Annotated in this window: 15 protein-coding genes and 1 pseudogene; 8 read left to right on the plus strand and 8 right to left on the minus strand. The window is 69.7% G+C overall.

Annotation, left to right across the window (positions count from 1 at the left end; translation table 11 throughout):
• The first annotated feature begins 225 nt into the window (after positions 1–225).
• Entirely contained in the window at positions 226–1,941 is a 1,716-nt protein-coding gene (locus tag ACWD4G_RS12375) for an AIPR family protein (RefSeq protein ID WP_451292621.1), read from the plus strand.
• A gap of 434 nt (positions 1,942–2,375) precedes the next feature.
• Here the strand turns inward: ACWD4G_RS12375 and ACWD4G_RS12380 are convergent, their stop codons facing one another.
• Positions 2,376–2,855, minus strand: a complete 480-nt coding sequence (locus tag ACWD4G_RS12380) for an Lrp/AsnC family transcriptional regulator (protein WP_451292622.1) — start codon at positions 2,853–2,855, stop codon at positions 2,376–2,378.
• 150 nt (positions 2,856–3,005) lie between these two features.
• Between ACWD4G_RS12380 and ACWD4G_RS12385 the strand changes: the two genes are divergently transcribed.
• The 3 genes from ACWD4G_RS12385 (at position 3,006) to ACWD4G_RS12395 (ending at position 5,477) form a co-directional block, all read left to right on the plus strand.
• Positions 3,006–3,803, plus strand: a complete 798-nt coding sequence (locus tag ACWD4G_RS12385) for a class I SAM-dependent methyltransferase (protein ID WP_451292623.1) — start codon at positions 3,006–3,008, stop codon at positions 3,801–3,803.
• Complete coding sequence (locus ACWD4G_RS12390; RefSeq protein ID WP_451292624.1) at positions 3,800–4,363, plus strand: N-acetyltransferase family protein; 564 nt, start codon at positions 3,800–3,802, stop codon at positions 4,361–4,363. Before ACWD4G_RS12385 ends, ACWD4G_RS12390 begins: the two co-directional genes overlap by 4 nt.
• A 127-nt stretch (positions 4,364–4,490) precedes the next feature.
• Positions 4,491–5,477, plus strand: coding sequence for a hypothetical protein (locus ACWD4G_RS12395; protein ID WP_451292625.1), 987 nt, complete (start codon positions 4,491–4,493; stop codon positions 5,475–5,477).
• A gap of 42 nt (positions 5,478–5,519) precedes the next feature.
• On the opposite strand, the gene ACWD4G_RS12400 is transcribed toward ACWD4G_RS12395, so the two are convergent.
• On the minus strand, positions 5,520–8,756 hold the full coding sequence (locus tag ACWD4G_RS12400; protein WP_451292626.1) for an AfsR/SARP family transcriptional regulator: 3,237 nt from the start codon (positions 8,754–8,756) through the stop codon (positions 5,520–5,522).
• Between the two features lie 285 nt (positions 8,757–9,041).
• Between ACWD4G_RS12400 and ACWD4G_RS12405 the strand changes: the two genes are divergently transcribed.
• From ACWD4G_RS12405 to ACWD4G_RS12415, 3 genes are all read left to right on the plus strand, one after another.
• The gene (locus ACWD4G_RS12405; protein WP_451292627.1) at positions 9,042–10,088 is read left to right on the plus strand and encodes an alpha/beta hydrolase-fold protein; all 1,047 of its coding nucleotides are present in this window, start codon (positions 9,042–9,044) and stop codon (positions 10,086–10,088) included.
• A 213-nt stretch (positions 10,089–10,301) separates the two neighbouring features.
• A complete protein-coding gene (locus ACWD4G_RS12410) occupies positions 10,302–11,750 on the plus strand; it encodes a serine hydrolase domain-containing protein (protein ID WP_451292628.1) in 1,449 nt (482 codons plus the stop codon).
• A gap of 178 nt (positions 11,751–11,928) precedes the next feature.
• Positions 11,929–12,498 (plus strand): 3'-5' exonuclease, encoded by a 570-nt coding sequence (locus tag ACWD4G_RS12415; RefSeq protein WP_451292658.1) that lies wholly within the window; start codon positions 11,929–11,931, stop codon positions 12,496–12,498.
• 77 nt (positions 12,499–12,575) lie between these two features.
• On the opposite strand, the pseudogene ACWD4G_RS12420 reads toward ACWD4G_RS12415, so the two are convergent.
• Together ACWD4G_RS12420 and ACWD4G_RS12425 are read right to left on the minus strand one after the other, a co-directional pair.
• Positions 12,576–12,731 (minus strand): annotated as a pseudogene (locus ACWD4G_RS12420) (diadenosine tetraphosphate hydrolase); the annotation flags it as partial.
• 16 nt (positions 12,732–12,747) lie between these two features.
• Positions 12,748–13,254 (minus strand): hypothetical protein, encoded by a 507-nt coding sequence (locus ACWD4G_RS12425; RefSeq protein ID WP_451292629.1) that lies wholly within the window; start codon positions 13,252–13,254, stop codon positions 12,748–12,750.
• 292 nt (positions 13,255–13,546) lie between these two features.
• Here ACWD4G_RS12425 and ACWD4G_RS12430 point away from each other — a divergent pair, with 292 nt between their 5' ends.
• A complete protein-coding gene (locus ACWD4G_RS12430) occupies positions 13,547–15,106 on the plus strand; it encodes a metallophosphoesterase (protein ID WP_451292659.1) in 1,560 nt (519 codons plus the stop codon).
• A gap of 16 nt (positions 15,107–15,122) precedes the next feature.
• On the opposite strand, the gene ACWD4G_RS12435 is transcribed toward ACWD4G_RS12430, so the two are convergent.
• From ACWD4G_RS12435 to ACWD4G_RS12450, 4 genes are all read right to left on the minus strand, one after another.
• On the minus strand, positions 15,123–15,611 hold the full coding sequence (locus ACWD4G_RS12435) for a carboxymuconolactone decarboxylase family protein (RefSeq protein WP_451292630.1): 489 nt from the start codon (positions 15,609–15,611) through the stop codon (positions 15,123–15,125).
• Positions 15,612–15,726: 115 nt separating this feature from the next.
• On the minus strand, positions 15,727–15,936 hold the full coding sequence (locus ACWD4G_RS12440; protein ID WP_451292631.1) for a hypothetical protein: 210 nt from the start codon (positions 15,934–15,936) through the stop codon (positions 15,727–15,729).
• A 185-nt stretch (positions 15,937–16,121) separates the two neighbouring features.
• The gene (locus ACWD4G_RS12445) at positions 16,122–18,560 is read right to left on the minus strand and encodes an MFS transporter (protein WP_451292632.1); all 2,439 of its coding nucleotides are present in this window, start codon (positions 18,558–18,560) and stop codon (positions 16,122–16,124) included.
• A 548-nt stretch (positions 18,561–19,108) separates the two neighbouring features.
• Positions 19,109–19,306, minus strand: a complete 198-nt coding sequence (locus tag ACWD4G_RS12450) for a hypothetical protein (RefSeq protein ID WP_451292633.1) — start codon at positions 19,304–19,306, stop codon at positions 19,109–19,111.
• Between the last annotated feature and the right edge of the window lie 577 nt (positions 19,307–19,883).

Consider the following 19,883-nt stretch of genomic DNA (forward strand, 5'->3'; position numbering starts at 1 on the left):
GCGCAGTTGGAAGGCGGTGGCCAAGCTACGCCTCGTAACCTGTGGCGCGTCGTGGTGGACCTGGCATGTATCTGGTGTCGTTACCCATTGCTGCGCCCAAAGCGCAGAAATCCTCCCCAAGTCAGAGCCATCTGCCCTAATATGGCCCATGCCGCTGTGTGTTGGATCTCCTATAAAGAGATGCGCTTACTCGGGACAACGTCGTCTAGCATCTGGGAGTTTCGAATGAACCCACTCATCAAGGGGCTTTTCAAGAAGTTTCGCGAGGAGGAGGAACTCACCGAAATCAGTGATGCGGATGCCTTCGAACTTTTCGCTGCAAGCCTCATTCTTCCCGAGGACCTCCTGACACAGGTTCAAAAGTCTGACCTGCTTTTGGATCCGGGGGCCATTGGCGTTGATGTCATCGCGCTTGATGTGAATGGGCAGCTAGCTTGGGATGCTGACGACGTTAGGGAAATCTGCGATAATGCAGCAAAGGTTGAGGTGAGTCTTCACTTCATTCAGGCAAAGCAATCTGCTTCTGTTTCCAGCGCGGAGATCCTCAGTTTCGGCGACACTGTTCGGAAATTTCTTCAGAATGAGGGGTTCCCTGCCTACCCCCGCCTGGATTCGCTCGCTAAGGCACTTGGGTCGGTGTTCGAGAACTATGCGAGTCGCCTTAAGGATTCACCTTCTGTCTATCTTTACTTCACTACGACCGCGCCGAAGCAGGCAATTTCAGCCCATCCCGTAAAGGAGAGGATCGCAACCGCGACGGAACACATTGATAATCTCGGCTTCCTCGGCAAGGTGGTTGTCACCGTTCTAGGTGCTGACGACATTCATGATGCATGGGTGAGGAAGAATCATGCAAATGAGGTAGAGATCCAGTTCGAAAAGCAGGTGAACCTGCCAAAGATGCCCGGCGTTGATCAGGCCATCCTTGGTGTCGTCTCCGTGGCAGAGCTGCTCAAGTTGATCCAGACCGGGGAGGAAAAGAACCTTGATGAGCGTGTCTTTTATGACAACGTCCGAGGGTTTAAGGGGGAGGATAATTCGGTAAATAAGCAGATCATGAGCACTCTCGATTCCGCTGAGAGGAGCCTCCTTCCGGTCCTAAATAACGGCGTGACCGTAGTTGCCGCCTCATATTCGCCCAAGCCGGGAGATGCGGTCGCAGTGTCCGGTTACCAGATTGTAAATGGATGTCAGACCAGTCACTGTCTCTATCTTTCCAAGCAGTCGCTTGGGGATGCGATTTCTGAGGTCTACGTGCCAATTCGATTGGTTGTGACCGGAGATGAAGAGGTTGCGACTCAGATCATTCGTGCAACGAATTCCCAGACCGCCGTTCAGGAAAACGATCTGGTGGCGCTCAGTAAATTCCAGAAGAGACTGGAGGACTTCTATAAGCTCGATACGCCGGACATTAAGCTGACGTACGAGCGCCGTTCGGGGCAATTCTACAACAAGGAGGTGACCAAGAACCGAATCGTCGCAATTAGTGATCAAATGCGTGCTGTTTCAGCTATGTTCCTGGATGCCCCTCACGTGGCTGCCCGTTACGCGAGCAGGCTATACGCCGATATCGGTGAAGCGATCTTCCGCGAGGATCACAAGCTCCTTCCCTATATGGCTAGCGCCTTCGCTGCCTACCGGTTGGAGAATGCTTTCAGGTCTGGGGGGCTTGAGTCTGCTTACAAGCCCGCTCGGTACCACATTCTCATGGCTTTGAAATATCACGTACTTGGCGGGCAGTCGGCCGACCTTGATAAGAACAAGTCGGAAGAGCAAAGTGAACAGATCATTGTCGCTTTGAAGCAGCAGGATCTGATCTCTACATTTCGCGAGTTGGCGCAGTCCGTCATTGCGGCTGGCGGTGGGCAGATGCCTTCAAGGGATCGTCTGAAGCGGCAGCAATTCACTCAGGAACTGGTGACCGAGTTGATGAAGTCGTGACCGGATGCAAGCTTACCTTTCGGTCCTACTGACTTTGAATGCGTGATGTCGTCATGGTGGTTGGTGTCGGAGGTCGGCTCCGGTGAGGCAGCCGTCAAGGACGTTGTGGCGGTACGGGAGCTCCCGCATGACCTCCGGTCCCTGTTCACACGGGGGCGCGGCCAGACCGGGAAGCGCGTCCGGTGGAGCGGAGCCCGGGGCTTGAACCAGCAGAGAAAGTTTGAATCATGCTCGTGCTGGCCGTGTGTCCGGTCCCGGCAGATGCTTGACAGTTCGGTCCCAGCTGATGGTTGACGGTGGCCGTGATCGGCTTTTCTGTGTGCAGTGTGTGGTGGGAGGCCTGGATTTGGCGCTCGTGGAATTAAGGGACGTCTGGCAAGGGCAGGTCGGGCCAGGCCCTTCTTCGACCGTGCCGAGAGCCAGCCTCGGCCCCCTCAGGTAGCCCCTCCGCACTCCGCATCCCCCATAGCCGTAAGCACCCGCACATTCGTCTGCTGGTAGATCACCGAGCTGCGGAAGGTGACCACCTCGCGGCGGGTGCTGACCTGGTCCATGAGGAAGGCGTGGAGGCGTTCTATGTCGGGGACGGCTACGTGGATGATGAAGTCGTCGTCGCCGGAGACCACGAAGACGGAGACGACCTCGGGGAGGCCGGCGAGGTAGGTCTCGAAGCCTGAGATCACGTCTCGGCTCAGGGGGCGGAGGCGGGCGAAGACCAGGGCCTGGAGGGTGCGGCCGAGGAGGCGGGGTTGTACGGCCGCGTGGTAGCCGGTGATCACTCCGCGTGCGCGTAGGGCCCGTACCCGTTCCAGGCAGGTGGAGGGTGCGAGTCCGACCAGTCGGGCCAGCTCCCGGTTGGTCAGCCGTGCGTCGCGTTGCAGATGGGCGAGGATCGCCGAATCTATGCCGTCCATGGCCGTCATTCTGGCGGTCGTACCGAATGGGGTTCGGTCGGGGCTCCAACTGGCCGTATTTCGCTCTACGTTCGCATCGTCCGTGCACCGCAGCACGAGGGCGCTGCCGCTCACGCTCGCGTCCGCCGGTTTCGAAGGGAGCGTCGCCGTATGAGTACCGTCGCCGAGCAGCACTACGACCGGTTTCTCGCCGAGCACTACACCTGGATGCTCGGGGGTGACCCGGCCGCGCTGGTCGCGGGGCAGCGGGCCGGGCTGGTGGAGTGGGGTGTGGTGCCAAGGGAGGGGGAGGGGCCCGGTGGGGCTCTGGCCGTGGATCTGGGGTGCGGGCCGGGGTACAGCAGCCTGGCTCTGGCCGAGTCGGGCTTCGACTCCGTGCTCGCCGTCGATCTGAGTCGGGCGTTGTTGGACGAACTCACCGCGTACGCCGCCGACGTGCCTGCCGTACGTCCGGTGCGGGCCGATGTCCGCACCGCCCTGCGGGAGTTGGTCCGGCCTGGGTCGGTCGACGCCGTCGTCTGTCTCGGCGACACCCTCACCCATCTGCCGACCCGGGGAGACGTGGCCGCCCTCTTCGGCGCCGTCGCCACCGCGCTCGCACCCGACGGCACCGCCCTCTTCGCCTACCGCGACCTCACGGTCCCCCTCACCGGCACCGACCGCTTCCTCCCCGTCCGCGCCACCGAGGACCGCATCATGACCTGTTTCCTCGAATACCCGGACGACTACGACGGCTACACGGTCGTCGTACATGATCTGATTTACGCGCGTGAGGGCGGCGGAGACCGTGGCCACGGCAACTGGGCCATGACCGCCCACAGTTACCGCAAGCTGCGGCTCTCCCATGGCTGGGTGCTGGGGCAACTGCGGGCCGCCGGGCTCCATGTCGTACGGGAGGGCGCGGGGCCCGGAGGTATGCGGACCGTGGCTGTCAGGAGGGCGGCGTGATCGGCGGTCTGCGTCTCGCGCGGCCCGCCGACACCATACGCGTGGCGCGGTTGCATGCCGACAGTTGGCGTCGCCACTACCGGGGTGCGTACGCCGACGCCTTCCTGGACGGCGATGTGGTGGCGGATCGGCAAGCGGTGTGGGCGGCGCGGTTCGCCGAGCCGGCGGACGCCGCGGGGGTCACGATCCTCGCCGAGGACAGCGGCGGTGAGCTGCTCGGGTTCGTCCACGTCGTCCTCGACGACGATGCCGTCTGGGGCAGCCTCGTCGACAACCTCCATGTCAGCCATCACCGCCGGCGCACCGGAGTCGGCGGCCTGCTCCTCGCCAGGGCCGCCGAAGAGGTCGCCGGGCGCGCGGTCACCGGCAGCTCCCTCTACCTCTGGGTGCTCGAACAGAACACGGCCGCCCGGAAGTTCTACGAGGCGTACGGCGGACGATGCGTCGAGAAGGCGACCGTCTCCCCGCCCGGCGGCCACCCCGAACGCCTCCACGGCACTCCCACCAAACTCCGGGTCGCCTGGGGCACGGCGAACTCCGTCGCGCACGTGCCGAAGTGACGGCAACCATCCGGGCCCTCGGCGGCAACCATCGGGTGCAGCAACAGCAGCGAGCGTAACGAGCGTAAGGAAAGCAGCACAACGCAGCACGGCACGTGAAATCCCGCCCCCCACAAGGGAGTTCACCATGCGCACCCGCATCAAAGGTCACCCCCTACGACCCCTCGTACGGCTGCTCGCCGTCTTCTCGGCCGTCGCCGCACTGCTCCTCGCCCCCGGCCTCACCACCCCCTCCTCGGCCCAGCCCGCGATCGACGCGGCGCGGACCGAGGCGGCCGTGGCCCGAGCGGTCGACGCGGCCACCGAGGGAATGACACCGGCGGCTGCCGAAGGACCGGCACCGGCCGCCGCCGTCGCCGACGTCTGGAACCCGCCCTCCCACCTCGTCCAACCGCTCAACGAGGTCTGGAACCACGTCTCCTCCACCTACCCCGACCTCTACGGCTTCCGGAACTACGGCTGGGACCAGATCATGGCCAACGGCGGAAGCGTCAACTACTGCGTCCGCTGGGAGTCGGACCAGCCGGTCAGTACGGCCCTGCGCGACCAGATCCACGCCGCGCTGAAGAAGCAGTTCGGCAAGTGGATGGCCGCCATGCTCGACAACGGCCAGGGCACCAACGCCTGGCCGTACACCAATGTCCCCGTCAACATCGTCGGCTGGGCCGTGAAGAACCGCTCCACCCTCCAGTGGAGCGACAACTCCGTTGATATTTACACCAACATGCTCGACGGCGCCGGCGCCCCCCAGTGCAACCCCGACTGCGGCCGGTTCTTCCATCAGGACGGCAACTACTCCCGCTGTCCCGGCGGCGCCGCCCGCCACTACGACCAGTCCCTCTGGCTCACCGAGGGCTTCGGCGGAGGCGCCGGCGGCGACTGGGGACAGCGCATGGGCCGCGCCTACTTCACGGGTGCCCTCGCCCAGGAGAACATCCACATCTACCTCCACGAGGTCGGGCACACCTTCGGCCTCGACGACTTCTACGACTGGACGCCGACCGGCCAGTGCTGCTTCCTGATGAAGGCCGGCAGCGCCGACCGGATCACCGAGTTCGACATGTGGATGTTCCGCGACTTCTGGCGCCACATGAAGTACCGCTATGGGCTGTGACCTCGGCGTTCTGCCCCGGCTCTCAGATCTCGGCCCCGGCTCTCAGATCTCGGGCGGGAGCGCGGCCAGGCCTTCGGCGGCCTGGCTGTGTTCCGTCGGGTAGGTGTCGGCGGCGGGTACGGACAGGGCCAGGCGGAACTGTTCGCGGGCCTCCTGGATTCGGTCCGCCGCCGCATGGGCCTGGCCGAGGCGGCGGCGGAGGTCCAGTTCCAGGCGGTCGCAGTTGGGTTCGGTGACGGGGGAGAGGGATGCGTGCAGGAGGAGGGCCTGACGCAGGACGTCCACGGCGGCGTCCGGGTCCCCGGCGGCCAGTTCGGCCGAGCCCAGCCTGCCCAGGACGAGGGCGTGGTGCAGTACGTCCCCTGCCTGCCGGACCAGTTCCGCCGAGCGTCGCAGCAGCGCCTCGGCCTCACGGTGGTCGCCCAGGTCGAGGCGGACGTCGGCGGCACAGGTCAGCGCCCTGGCGATCATGATGGGGCGCCCGGCCGCCGCGGCCCGGTCGTGGGCCTCGGAGCAACAGGCCAGCGCCCGCTCGTGCCGGCCCTCGCCGTGGTGGACCATACCGAGCACGAGCAGGGCCAGCGCGGTGAGCCAGTCGTCGTCGAGGCGACGGGACATCTCCACGGCCACGGTGAGCCGGGGGAGCGCCCGGTCGAGTCGGCCCGCACCCAGTTCGGTGGCGCCGAGACCGGTCAGCGCCCGAGCCTCCTCATGCCGGTCCGCCCGCTCCCGGCTGAGGTCGAGCGCCTCGCCGAACCGGGTCAGCGCCTGCTCGTAACGGCCCACATACGCGTCGATGATGCCCATGCAGTTGCGCAGCGCGGCCGGCATCCGGCGGTCGCTCGCCCGGTCCACCTGCCCGAGCGCGATCTCCAGAACCGCCCGGCCCTCGTGATAACGCCCCCTGCGCAGGAGATAGTCGCTCAGCCCCTCGGCGATCCAGCACGCGAGATCCGCCTCACCGAGCGCGGCGGCGTACGCGACGACATCGGTCAGCTCACCCCCGACCCCGTCCAGCCAACGCTCGGCACTCTGCCAGCCCTCGGCACCCTTCCAGCCCTCCGTGCCCTTCCAGCCCTCGGCGTCCGTCCTGCCGCTCCCGGCCGGGAACGGCGCCCCGGCCTCGTACCCCGGCCCGGTGTACGCCGGCCCGGTGCGGAAGCCGGCGGGACCCCAGTCGCTGGCGGTCCGGCCCGCTTCCAGATAGAGCCGGAGTACGGCCGCCCGCGCCGCGTCGGCCTCGGCGGGCGCGCTCCGGGCCAGCCGTCGCGCGTGGACCCGTACCAGATCGTGCAACCGGTAACGCCCCGGCCGCGGCTGTTGCACCAGACTCGTGTCGACGAGCCCCTCCAGGATCAGCTCGGCCTCGGGCAGCGGCAGCCCCAGCATCGCGGCGGCCGTCCGTACGTCGAACTCGACGGTCGGCGCCAGCCCCAACGCCCGGAAACCACGCCGCTGTTCCGCCGACAACTGGTCGTACGACAGCCGGAACGCGGCCTCGACACTGCGGTCCCCGGCGGTCAGTTCGCCGAGCCGGCGCTCCTCGTTCGCCATACGGCCCACCAGGTACGCCAGGGTCCACGCGGGCCGGGTCTGCAACCGCGACCCGGAGATGCGCAGGGCCAGTGGCAGCCGGTCGCACAGTCCGACCAGCTCGCGCAGTGCCTCCGGCTCCCGCCGCGCCCGTTCCTCGCCGATGAGACCGGTGAGCAGGGACACCGCGGTCCTCTTCTCCAGGGGCTCCAGAGTGACCCGCCGCCCGGTGTCCAGCCCGGCCAGCCGCCGTCTGCTGGCCACGAGCACCGTGCTGCCCGGCCCGGTGGGCAGCAGCGGCCGTACCTGCCCGGCGCCGAGGGCGTCGTCCAGGACGAGCAGCAGCCGCAGCGAACTCGTCGCCGTGCGCCAGGCGGCCGTGAGATCGTCGAGGTCGCCGGGGACCTCGCTGTCGGCCGCGCCGATCGAGCGCAGCAACCGGCGCAGCACGCGCTGCGGCGAGACCTTGGGCCGCCCGGTGCCGTGCGCCCGAAGATCCACGAACAGACAGCCGTCCGGGTGCCGTTCGCGCAGCGCGTGGGCCGCGCGTACGACGAGCGTGGTCTTCCCGACCCCGGCCGTACCGTCCACCGCCATCACAGTCACCGCTCCGGGCGCGGACGGCACGGTCAGCAGAGCCAACTCACGCTCCCGGCCGACCAACTGCTCCACATCACCGGGGAGTTCATTGACCATCGCACGGCGGGACCGGGCGGCGGCCGGAGGGGGAGAGGCCGCCGCGTGGTCGTGCGGCGTGGGGGCCGAGGTCGGGGTCTGGACCTGGACCGGGGTCTGGTCCCGGACCTGGACCAGGCCCCGGTCCTCGACCGAAGCCGCTGTCGGGGCCGGTGCCGCCGTCGCTGTCGGGGCCGGTGCCGGGGCCGAGCCCGGCCTCCCCGTCGGGACCGAGCCCGGCCTCCCCGTCGGGACCGAGGCCGGCCTCCCCGCCGAGACCGACACCTGTGCCGGTGTCGCCGCCGGCCCCGCCCCGAGAAGCGCTTCGTCGTCCCGGTTGAGCAGCGCCTCATGGACGCGGCGGAGTTCGTTGCCCGGTTCGATCGCGAGGTCGTCGCGCAGGCGCTCGTACATCTCCTGGTACACCTTGAGCGCCTCCGCCGGACGTTCGCTCCCGTACAGCGCGCGCATGCGCAGTGCCACCAGTGACTCGTCATACGGATCGAACCCGGGCAGGGAGGACAGTTCGGCGAGGTCGTCCAGGGCGTCGGCGGACCGGCCGAGCAGGACCAGGCACTCACCTCTCGCCAGCCGCAGCGCGCGTCGGCGCTCCGCCAGCCGTTGCCGCTCGACCTCGGCGAACGGTCCCGGAAGCCCGGCCAGCGGCTCGCTCCGGAAGAGGTCGAGTGCGGTGGAGAATCGTTCCAGCGCGGTGTCGAGGTCGCCGGAGGCCTTCGCGCGGTGCGCTTCCCCGGCCCGTTCGGCGAGGTCCGCGACATCCAGCTCGACCCCGTCGCCGACGAAGCGGTACCCGCCCCCGCCGCTCAGGATCACCGACCCCGACTGCCCGACCCCGGCCGCGTCCAGCGCCTTGCGTAACGGATAGACGTAGCTGGGGAGCACCCGGCGCCCCGAACCGGGCGGGGCCTGACCCCATACCGCGTCGAGCAGCCGCTCATGGCCGACCAGGACGTTCGGCCGGAGCACCAGCGCCACCAGTACGGCCCGCCGTCGAACGGGCCCCAGATCCAGCTCGGTTCCGTCCCGCCAGGCCCGCACGGGCCCGAGCACCGCGATCCGTAACCGCCGGGGAGGCGTGCCCCCGACCGTTCCGCGACCAGCCGCATCCGTCCCGACGCCGCCGCCCCCGCCGTCCATCCAGCCATCTCCCCCGTGACAACCGCATCCCGACGCCCCCGCATCCCGACGCGCCCGCGTCCCGACACACATGCGTCCCGACTCCCTGAGGCTTCCTCAGTCCCGGCGTCAGCACCTGCATCATCGCGATTTGATCAGAATTTCATTGCATTCGGAAATGGTCGGAGCGATGTGATGTGCGGCGTGTGAAGCACCGGCATGCGCGGCACTTCCGCCCTTTCCGCCCTGGAGGCCGAGTTGAGCGAGCACCGCACCGACCGCGAGCACCGACCCACCCGTAGGAACGTCCTGAAGGCCGCCGGCGGGCTCTCCGCCGCGGTCGCCCTCGGCGGCACCGGCGTTCTCGCGACGGCACCGGCGGCGCACGCGGCCGGCAACGGCTTCGGGCTGACCGTCGTGGAGAGCGCCGAGACCGATCCGCGTATGTGGTACTACCGCTTCGCGACCGAGGCGATCGCCTGGCAGCCCGCCGTCAACGTGCTGCTGCCCGACGACTATCGCACCAGCGGACGCACCTACCCCGTCCTCTACCTCTTCCACGGCGGAGGCACCGACCAGGACTTCATGACCTTCGACCGGCTGCGCATCCGCGAACTGACCGCGGGCAAGCCGATCATCGTCGTGATGCCGGACGGCGGTCACGCGGGCTGGTACTCCAACCCGGTCAGTTCCAACACCGGACCCCACGACTGGGAGACCTTCCACATCGCCCAGCTGCTCCCGTGGATCGAGGCGAACTTCCGCACCTACGCCGAGTACGACGGCCGTGCCGTCGCCGGGTTCTCGATGGGCGGCTTCGGCGCGCTGAAGTACGCGGCCAAGTACTACGGCCACTTCGCCTCGGTGAGTTCCCACTCCGGCCCCGCCAGCCTGCGCCGTGACCTCGGCGCGGTCACCCACTGGGCGAACGTCTCCTCCGCCGCCCTGGACCTGGGCGGCGGCACGATCTACGGTGCCCCGCTGTGGGACCAGGCCAGGGTCAGCGCCGACAACCCGGTCGAGCGCGTCGAGAGCTACCGCAACAAGCGGATCTTCCTCGTCGCGGGCACCAGCCCGAACCCGGTCGACCCGTTCGACCTCCTCAACGAGACCGAAGTGCTCGCGGGTCAGCGGGAGTTCAAGGGCCTCCTCGACAACGCGGGCATCCCGTACGAGGCGCACGAGGAGCCCGGCGGCCACTTCGTCCGCCAACACCTGCTGGCCCGCGACATCGACGGCGTCATCGGCCGCCTGCGCAAGGCGTAGGGCCCGTACCCGCCCCGAATCCGAGCGGTGCCATGACATCCGAGCGGTGCCATGACGGAGGTCATGACAGATGTCATGGCACCGCTGTGAACGTGATCGTTCAGGAGAACGATGTAGGGCACACCGTCTCCCCGTGACAATCGCCTTACCGAACCCACGAGTTGGGCGATGACCAGGTCCGTGATCCGGACCGCTGGAACGGGGGAGTGAGTCATGCGTGTGAAGCGTGTTGTCGGGGCCGCACTGGGGTGCGCGTTGTTGGCGGTCGCCGCCGCGCCGACCGCGTCCGCCGCGCCACGGGTCGAGGCCCCGGCCGGCGGCGGCCTGGACCGGGCCGCCCTGCGCGCCGGTCTCGACGCCGTGCACGACGCGGGGATGTACGGCGCGTACTCCGCCGTACGGGACGGGCGCGACCGGTGGGCCGGGGCGTCGGGGCTCGCCGACGTCGACACCGGGCGCCCGGTCACCCCGGACATGCGGCACCGGGTGGGCAGCATCAGCAAGACGTTCACGACGGTGGCGATCATGCAGCAGGTGGAGAAGGGCCGTATCGACCTGGACGCGCCGGTCACCGAGTACGTCCCCGAGTTGTTCGACGGCAGCGGGGCCAGGGCCGATACGGGGGCCGACAACGACACGGGGGCCGGCACAGTCACCGGCACCGGGCGATCCCGCGGTGACGCCATCACCGTACGCATGCTCCTCAACCACACCAGTCACATCGCCGACTACATCCCCGGCGCCTTCCCCTCCCTCTTGGAGAACTCCACCGCCAGCCTCGACGAGCACCGCTTCCGTACGATCGCCCCCGAGGAACTCGTACGCCTGGGCCTCGCCGCCCCCGCCACCGGCACCCCCGGCGCACAACCCGGCCGGTACTCGAACACCAACTACGTGATCGCCGGGCTCGTCCTCGAAGCGGTCACCGGCCAGAAGGCGTCAACGTACATCACCCGCAACGTCATCGACCGCGCCGGGCTGCGCCACACCACGTACCCGAGGACCTCGTACATCAAGGGCCCGCACGCCAAGATGTACGAGTCCTTCTTCGGGCTGATCGACCCGCCCCGCGACTACAGCGTCTACGACATGTCCTGGGCGTCCACGGCCGGGGCGATCATCTCCACGACCGACGACCTGAACCGCTTCTACCGCGAGCTGCTCACCGGCGACCTGGTCGGCCGGGCCTCCCTCGCCGAGATGCGGCGCACGGTTCCCGTGGAACTCGTCGCGGGCGGCGGGACCATCGACTACGGGCTCGGCGTCTACACCCTCGACCTTCCCGGCTGCGGACGTTTCTGGGGCCACGACGGGGGTGTCTTCGGCGCCGGCACGATCAGCCTCACCCGTGCCGACGGCGGCCGTCAGCTCTCCCTCGGCTGGAACCTGATGAAGTACCAGCGCCTCAACGAGGACGGCACGGGCTTCGAACCCAGCCCCATCGATGACGCCCTCAACGCGTATGTCGTCGAGGCGCTGTGCCCGGAGGGGGTGGCGGAGGAGAAGCCGGGGGCGGGCGCGGCGGCAGGGTCGGAGTCGGAGTCGGGGCCGACGTCGGGCCTGTCGACGTCACCGGCCGCGAAGGCCGACGCCGGACTGTCCGTCCTCGAACGGATGACCGCCGGTCCCGCGCCCCGCTCGGCAACCACCTCACGTGGGTAGGACGTCCCCCTGGCGCAGCGGTCACCGCGAACGCCGCGACCGCTGACGCACTACACACAGGGAGCGTGCCGTCTTGTCAGCTTCATCCGCCCCACCTGCCTCCTCCGTCCCCTCCGCCCGTTCCACCCCCTCCGCCCGTTCCACCCCCTCCACCCCCTCCACCTTCGTCGTCTACGACCTGGAGTTCACGACCTGGCCGGGGGCGGCGGAGGAGGACTGGTCGGCGCCCGGCCAGCTTCGCGAGATCGTGCAGATCGGCGCCTTGCGCCTGACCGAGGACCACGTGGTGGTGGAGGAGTTCGAGACGTTGGTCCACCCGGTGGTGAACCCCCTGCTCTCGCCCTTCTTCACCACCCTCACCGGTATCGACCAGCCCACGCTCGACCGGGACGGCATCCCACCGGCCCGGGCCATCAGCGACTTCCTGGGCTTCTGCCAGGGCGGGCCCGCCCTCTCCTACGGCAACGACATGGTCGTCCTCGGCGAGAACGTCGGGTGGGCCCGTGCCCGGGGCGAGGACATCAAGCACAGCTCCCTCGCCCCCGGCTTCCTCAACATCCGCCCCTGGCTCAACACCGTCGCCCCCACGACGGCCACCACCAACTCCGGCCGCCTGTGGCAGGCCCTGGGCCTCCCCCGGCCGGTGGAGGGCCGGGAACACTCGGCGATCTTCGACTGCTACTCGATCGCGGCGGCGTTGAGGCACCTGGCGGGTGAGGGCGTCCGCGTGCCGGAGGGGATGGTGTAGCCGGGGGGAAGGGGAGGGCCGGGCGGGGCAGGGCGCGGCAGGGTGGGGCGAAGCAGGGTGGGGCGGGGCGGGGGCGGTCAGGCCGCGAGGCGGTCCAGCTCTTCTGTGATCGCTTCGCGCAGTGCGCCGTGCCGGGGTCCCAGCATGTGGCGCGGGTCACTCCACCGCTCCCTCGGATACAGCCACACCGGCCGCCCCACCACCTCGGCCGGCTCCCACGCGTACCGGGGCCAGGGCCTGTCGTTTGGATCACGCCGGCTTCGGGTTACGGTGCCTGGCGGCTGCCGGTGAGCGGGGTGTGGTGCGTGCAGCTGCAAGGCGGAGGAGGGAGTCAACGCGGAGCGTTGGCGACTGACGACAACGCCGCAGATGTGCGTGCCACACCCTGCGGCCCAGGCGTGATCCAAACGACAGGCCCCAGATGTGGGCGTGGAGGAACGGGTCGGTGTTGCCGAGGATCTCCAGGTTCACCCGGCGGAAGGCGGGGTCCAGCCGTCCGCACGCCCGCTCCACGGCCTCGCTCAGCCGGTCCATGTCCGCCAGGAACGCCAGCCGCCTCGCCCGGGGCAGCTCCGACAGCCGCCCCACCCCGGGCTCGTCCACGAGCAGCACCGAGTAGCCCGGCAGGAACTGCGTATCCCCGATCACCGCGAACCCGGCGTCCAGCCGCCGCAGCACCGTCGGGTTCTGCCCCCGAAGCGCACTACCGACCCGGTCGCGCCGCCAGCCCTCGTCGTCCACGTCCTCGTCGTCCACGTGCCGACCCTACGGTCCACGAACGTGCCGAACCCCACTCCCGCCGGGGCCCGGCCGCCCTACCGCCGCGCCTCGGTGCCGCCGTATGGTCGTAGTACATCCGATCCCGCTCCCACTCCCGTGGCCGTGGTCGAGGCCGCACCCGCCAGTCCCCACCCGGCCGCTCCCCCCATACCGCTCATCCCATCCCGGACTCCCGGTCTCCCGGCTCCCCGTACCCGCTCCCTTCAGGTCGGCGTCCTCAGGCGCACGGCTTGTGTTCACCACTCGGAGGCACCAAGCAGACATGCACATGCATTGCTGTGTCTCCGCTCCGCTCTCGGTGCTGGCGGTGTTCGCCGCGCAGCTAGGTGTGGCCCAGGCGCGCGGCCCCCGGGACCGGGCGGCGGCCGTGCGTACCGTGGCGGCCGTCAATCTGGAACTGGTCACGCTGACCGAGGACCGGGCCGTCATCACCTGGTTCACGGGCGTGCCCGGCAGCGACGACGGCTCCGGCCGGATGCTGCCCGCCGTGACCGAGGGCGAGGTCGTCTACGGCACCCACCCGTCCCGGCTGAACCGTACGGCGTACGGCGCCGCTCCCACCGCCCACCACCACATCGAGCTGACCGGCCTCGAACCCGGGCAGACGTACTACTACCAGGCACGTTCCCAGGGCACTGCGGCCCTCCCGACCGCCATGCACCTCGTACGCGGCAACGCCGTCGGCACCTCGCGCCACGGCTTCGGCTCGCGCGGCGGCCCGTACTCCTTCACCACCCCCGAGCCCCCGCCCGGCCGCCATCTGATGTCGATCGCCCTCTGCAACGACCTGCACCTCGGTGAGATCACCGCCGGCCGGCTGCTGACGGGCATCCCGCTGCCGCGCGGCGTCTCCCAACGGCTCGACCTCGCCCCGTACCCGGAGATCATGGCCCGCGCCCTGGTCACCGAGGCCCACCGGCGCGGCGCCGACCGACTGCTGGCCGCCGGGGACATCTCGGCCGGCGGCGCCCCCGCCGATCTCGCCGCCGCCAAGCGCATCCTGGACGGCTTCGGCACCCACGGCCGGGACTACTTCGTCGTACGCGGCAACCACGACCGCCCGCGCCGCCACGGCCTACGGGGCCACCGCACGGACACCTTCCGCGCCGGTTTCGGCCCCGACCCCGCCGATCCCACCGGCCTCGGTCCTTCCGGCCCCGCGCCCTCCGGCCCCCATCCCTCCGGCCTCGGGCCCGCCTACTTCGCCCATGACCTCGGCGGGCTGCGGATCATCGGCCTCGACACCTACGAGAAGCGGGGCAACGGCGGCGACCCGGGCGGCCTCACCTCCGATCAACTCTCCTGGCTACGGGGTGAGTTGAGGACGAACCGGGATCAGCCCACCCTCGTCTTCGGGCATCACCCGCTGACGGTACGGGACTCGCTCTTCCCCGTGACCAGGGGCCAGCGCCTCAACCGTCGCCAGGCCCGCGCGATCCTCGACGCCTACGCCACCACCCCCGGTGTCTTCCTGCACCATGCGGGCCACACCCACCGCAACAAGCACACCGTCCTCCCGCAGGCCCCGCATGTCACCCTGCAGGAGGTCAGCGCGGTGAAGGACTACCCCGGCGGCTTCTGCCTCCTGCGCATCCACACCGGCGGCTACGCCCTCAACTACTACAAGATCGGCGGCACCCCGGCCGCCCGGGAGTGGAGCGAGCGCAGCAGACGCGTGGCCGCGGGACTGTGGCCCCAGTACGCCCTCGGCCGCTCGGTCCACGACCGCAACACGGTCACCCCGCACGACTTCTCCGGCGTCACTCCGCCACCGCCACGGCCTCCGGGGCCACCGCGTCCGCGCCCGTCGGCCGGGGGCGCCGCCTAGGTCCCGCCGACGCCTGTTACGCGATGTTGGCGAACTGGCCGACGGTGTAGGTGCCGGCCGGCTGCTGGAGCATCACGTTCATACGGTTGTAGGCGTTGATGATGGAGATCAGGGAGACCAGGGCGAGGAGTTGGTCCTCGTCGTAGTGCTTGGCGGCGTTCTCCCAGACCTCGTCCGGGACGCCGGTGGCTCCGTCGGCGATGCGCGTGCCCTGTTCGGTCAGCTCCAGGGCGGCACGCTCGGCCTCCGTGAACAGTGTCGCCTCCCGCCACGCCGCCACCATGTGCAGTCGTGTGGCGTCCTCCCCGGCCGCCGCGGCCTCCTTGGTGTGCATGTCGAGGCAGAAACCGCAGCCGTTGATCTGGCTCGCGCGGATCTTCACCAACTCCTGTGTCGCGAGCGGCAGTCCCGAGTCGGTGATGACCTTGCCCGCCGAGCTGAGGTGCTTGATGAGCTTGCCGGCGTTCGGGTTGCCGAAGATGTTCAGACGGGCTTCCGTGCTCATGGTCTGTGCTCCTCTGCCGTTGTCCTGCGTGGTTACACACCTAGGACGGAACGCGGCGCGGCGATGTGACAGACCTCGATGTGACCTGCGTCTCATACGGAGGCTGATCGGCTGCTCAGTCGGAGTTGCTGCTGGTGAAGCCGTCGTCGTTCCGGGTGCTGGAGCGGGAGTTGCGGCTCGCCGCGCGGGTCAGTTCGCCGGCGACCTCGGTGACCTTCGCGACCCCGCGGGCCCAGCGGGGGGCGTCACCACGGGCGGTCCAGAAGACGCAGGCGCAGCCGCCGATGACCAGGACAAGCACACCGATGAGTATGAGCGTGAGCATGCTCGTCTCCTCTGCCTCTGTTTTCCGGACGGTCCCGGTGCGGGACGTCTCGCGCGGGACGCATGACAACAGACGTGCCACACGCCCCGCCGGTTGCGCCGGCGCCCGGTGCTCAGCGCCCGGTTTCCGAACCGCTCACCTGCCGTCTGACGCCGTGAGGTGCCGTCAGATGCCCTCAGGTGCCCTCAGAGGCCTTCCGTGTGGGCCAGTTCGATGTCGTGGTCGTCCCCCGCGTCTCCCTTGAGGGTGAGCGCGGTGGCCCGGGGCGGGTAGCCGGAGGCGATGACGGTGTACTGGCCGCCGTCGAGATCGGAGAAGGCGTACGCGCCATCGGCCCCGGTGGTCGTGGTCGCGACCACGTTGCCGGCGGCGTCGACCAGGGTGACGCGCGCGTCGCCCAACGGCACGCCCCCGGCACGCACCGTGCCCCGTACGCGCGCCCCCGTCCACAACTCCAGCTCCACCCGCGTCAACGCCGTGGCACCGACCTCGACGACCCGGGCCAGCGGCCGGTGCTCGGGCGAACTGACGGCCAGCGTCACCGTGCCCGGCACGAGGTCGGCGATCGTGAACTCGCCCAGCTCATCGGTCCGTTCGCCGGCCAGTACCTCCCCCAGCTCATCCGTCACGATCACCGCGGCCCCCGCCACCGGCGCCCCGCTCTCCGCCGAACGCACCACCCCGGCCAGCCCACTCGTACCGCTGAGCAGAACGTCGTACGAGACCACCGGGGCCCCCGCCGCCGAGGCCGACCGCCGTAGGCCCGCATCGCAGTCCGGCACCACGACCGTCGAGGCCTTCGGCTGATGGCCCTCCGCCGCCGCGATCAGAACATACGACCCCGCGCCGGGCGCGTACACGGCGTACGAGCCGTCCGTCCCCGCGACCGTCCTGCCGAGCTGGCGCCCATCGAGGGAGACGAGGGTGAGCGCGGCGGCGGGAACGGCCACGTTCTCGACCCCTCGAACCCGCCCGAGGATCGGTACGCCGAGGCCCGTGCCGGTGCCCGTACCCCGGCCCGTACCCGCACCCGTGTCTGTGTCCGTTCCCCTGCTCGTGTCGGTGCCCGCACCCCGGGCCGTGGCTTCGGCCGAACCTCCTGCCCCGAACCCGGCCACCTCCTCGACTTCCGTCTCCCCCGGCCCTTCCTCAGTCCCCTCAGTCCCCTCAGCCCTCTGAACCCCCTCCGTTCCCGCGCGCCCCTGTCCCGGAATGAACGACGCCACCGTGAGCGCGAGCAGGGCGGCGCCCGCGCCGATGGCGAGGACTGTCTTGAAGGCGTTCTCGGAGGGGAGGGCGGTGGTGCCGGAGCCGGTGGTCATATGGGCGAGGATCACGCCCGCGACGGCGCCGGCGGTCGAGGTGCCGATGGACCGCATGAGGGTGTTGAGGCTGTTGGCGGCGGCCGTCTCGGAGGCGGGCACGGCGCCCATGATCAGCGCGGGCATCGCCCCGTAGGTGAACCCGATCCCGGCGCCGATGACACACGCCACGAGGACGAAGTGCCAGACCTCGGACATCAGCAGGAGGTTGAGCCCGTACCCGGCGGCCACGATGAGCGCGCCGACCATCAGGGTCGCCTTGGGTCCCCTGGCCTTGGTGAGGGCGGCGGAGACCGGGGCCGTGGACATCATCACCAGCCCGGAGGGGGCCACGACGAGACCGGCGGCGAGCAGGGACTGCCCCAGACCATAGCCCGTCGCCTCAGGCAACTGTAGGAGCTGAGGAAGGACCAGAGACATCGCGAACATGGAGAACCCGACAGCGATCGACGCGAGGTTGGTGACCAGTACCTGACGCCGGGCGGTGGTCCGCAGATCGACCAGCGGCCGGTCGGTGCGCAGCTCCCACCAGCCCCAGGCCGGCAGCGTGACGAGGGCGCCGGCGAAGAGCCCGAGGGTGGTGCCGCCGGTCCAGCCCCAGTCGGCGCCCTTGGAGATCGCCAGCAGCAGACAGACCAGGCCGACCGCCATACCGAGGGCGCCGAGGAGGTCGAACCGGCCGCCGGTGCGGACGCGCGACTCGGGCACCAGGAGCGGGACGAGTGCGAGCGCCACGACTCCCAGTGCCGACGAGGCCCAGAAGAGGGCGTGCCAGTCGAAGGTGTCCGCGATCAGCGCGGCGGCGGGCAGCCCCAGGGCGCCGCCGATGCCGAGGGAGGAACTCATCAGGGCGGTGGCGGAGCCGAGGCGGTCGGCGGGGAGTTCGTCGCGCAGGATGCTGAGGCCGAGCGGGACGACTCCGGAGGCGAGCCCCTGGAGCACCCGGCCCACGAGCAGCGGGGTGAGGGAGTCGCTGAGTGCGCAGGTCACCGACCCGGCCACCAGCAGCACCAGGCTGACCAGGAGCATTCTGCGTTTGCCGTACATGTCCCCGAGCCGCCCCGTCACCGGCGTCGCCACGACGGCGGCGAGCAGCGTGGCCGTCACGGCCCAGGCGGTGTCCGACGCGGGGGCGGCCAGCAGGGTGGGCAGTTCGGGGACGATCGGGATGACCAGGGTCTGCATCAACGCGACCACGATGCCGCCGAACGCCAGCACCGCCACCACGGCGTTCGCCCGCGGGCTCCTGCCGGGGGCGAACGCCGTGGTGGCGACCGAGGAGAGGGGTTTCGCGTGGGTCATCGTCGGGCCTCCGAGGGCCGGGGTGGGGGGTGGAGGTGGGGGTACGGGGCCGGGCGGAACGGCGGCCGACCGGGGCAACGGTAGGGGTGGCGGGGGGAGCGAGGGAGGGGGCGTACGGAAGCGTGGGGGTGGGGCGGCGGGTGGTTACGCCCCAGCTCGGGCGCTCGGTCGGGGTGTTGGCCTGCCGGGCCGGGCGGGGTGATGGCTTGGCGGCCGCGTCATGTCTGTCGATCGCCCGGCGGTCGGACAGGACCGAAAGCCCGGTGCCCGGGGCATGGCGAAGGCCCGGCGGTCGGATGTGGGGGAGATCCGGCCGCCGGGCCTTCGTGGGTGTGCCGGGCCCCGTCCCCACAGGGACCGGCACGGAGGGGGCCGTCGCAGGCGTCGAACGGCCCCGGCGTGGGGGGAGTTGGGCGGGTGGGGGGTATGCGCCGGGAGTTTCATGCGCTGCCCCGGCCGCATGGGACATGGGTGAGGCGACGACGACGGTGCTCAGACGCGGTGGCCGAGGACCTGCCCCTGGCTCTGCCTCAAGCCCTGGCCCTGCTTCAGGCGTGGCCCTGGCCCTGGTTCTGACCGCTGCCCCGGAGGAGGCTGACGCCGGCGCCCAGTGAGACGACACCCATGCCGACGGCGGTCGCGATGCCCTGGGCACCGTCGACGACGAACGGGGCGATCGCGGCGACGACGAGGTTGAACAGAAACAGGAACCACAGGACCGGCTTGGAAGCGAGCAGCGCCTTCATGGGTGATGTCCTTTCGGGAATTCGGGAAGGTGGAGAGTCGGGGAGCCATGGATCTCCCCGGCGGGGGAGCCGCTGACCGTACGGCCCTGCGCGCCTCGCTCGGCCGCCTGACCTGCGAGGTCGCCATGACCTCGTGCCCTCAACGATCCCGTTCAGCGGACCTCACCACGAGGGAGCGACCTCCCGAACCGGGGGTGTAGCCGGCTACACCAAGAGGGCGCCGCCGGGCCATGAAAAGAGGGCACCCGGAGCGGGGGCGGGCCGGTCCGGGGTTCCGCTTACCGACGCGAACAGGGTGCCGCTGCGCCCACCCTCCCCCACGCTCGGCTTCGCTCGCGCGGGCGGTACCCCCATCGCCCCAGCGGCACGCCTGCCCGCGGCTGGAGCGGATGGCGGCCCGTAGCGAGGGCGGTCATGGGACGGCGAGGGCGGTCATGGGACAGCGGGCCGTAGCGAGGTGTGCCACGACGGCGGGATGGCCGCGTACGGACGGAAGGGGCCGGGCCGGTGTGTCATATGTCCGTCGCGTACAGCCGGCTCAGCAAAGTTCACGCCATCCAACCCCCGAGCAGTACGT

The organism is Streptomyces sp. NPDC002643, from assembly GCF_053592555.1.

Excerpts from the sequence above, each read along its gene's own strand:
- ACWD4G_RS12375 (WP_451292621.1), top strand. The coding sequence starts at position 226 with ATGAACCCACTCATCAAGGGGCTTTTCAAGAAGTTTCGCGAGGAGGAG.
- ACWD4G_RS12380 (WP_451292622.1), bottom strand. The coding sequence starts at position 2,855 with ATGGACGGCATAGATTCGGCGATCCTCGCCCATCTGCAACGCGACGCA.
- ACWD4G_RS12385 (WP_451292623.1), top strand. The coding sequence starts at position 3,006 with ATGAGTACCGTCGCCGAGCAGCACTACGACCGGTTTCTCGCCGAGCAC.
- ACWD4G_RS12395 (WP_451292625.1), top strand. The coding sequence starts at position 4,491 with ATGCGCACCCGCATCAAAGGTCACCCCCTACGACCCCTCGTACGGCTG.
- ACWD4G_RS12405 (WP_451292627.1), top strand. The coding sequence starts at position 9,042 with ATGCGCGGCACTTCCGCCCTTTCCGCCCTGGAGGCCGAGTTGAGCGAG.
- ACWD4G_RS12410 (WP_451292628.1), top strand. The coding sequence starts at position 10,302 with ATGCGTGTGAAGCGTGTTGTCGGGGCCGCACTGGGGTGCGCGTTGTTG.
- ACWD4G_RS12430 (WP_451292659.1), top strand. The coding sequence starts at position 13,547 with ATGCATTGCTGTGTCTCCGCTCCGCTCTCGGTGCTGGCGGTGTTCGCC.
- ACWD4G_RS12435 (WP_451292630.1), bottom strand. The coding sequence starts at position 15,611 with ATGAGCACGGAAGCCCGTCTGAACATCTTCGGCAACCCGAACGCCGGC.
- ACWD4G_RS12440 (WP_451292631.1), bottom strand. The coding sequence starts at position 15,936 with ATGCTCACGCTCATACTCATCGGTGTGCTTGTCCTGGTCATCGGCGGC.
- ACWD4G_RS12445 (WP_451292632.1), bottom strand. The coding sequence starts at position 18,560 with ATGACCCACGCGAAACCCCTCTCCTCGGTCGCCACCACGGCGTTCGCC.
- ACWD4G_RS12450 (WP_451292633.1), bottom strand. The coding sequence starts at position 19,306 with ATGAAGGCGCTGCTCGCTTCCAAGCCGGTCCTGTGGTTCCTGTTTCTG.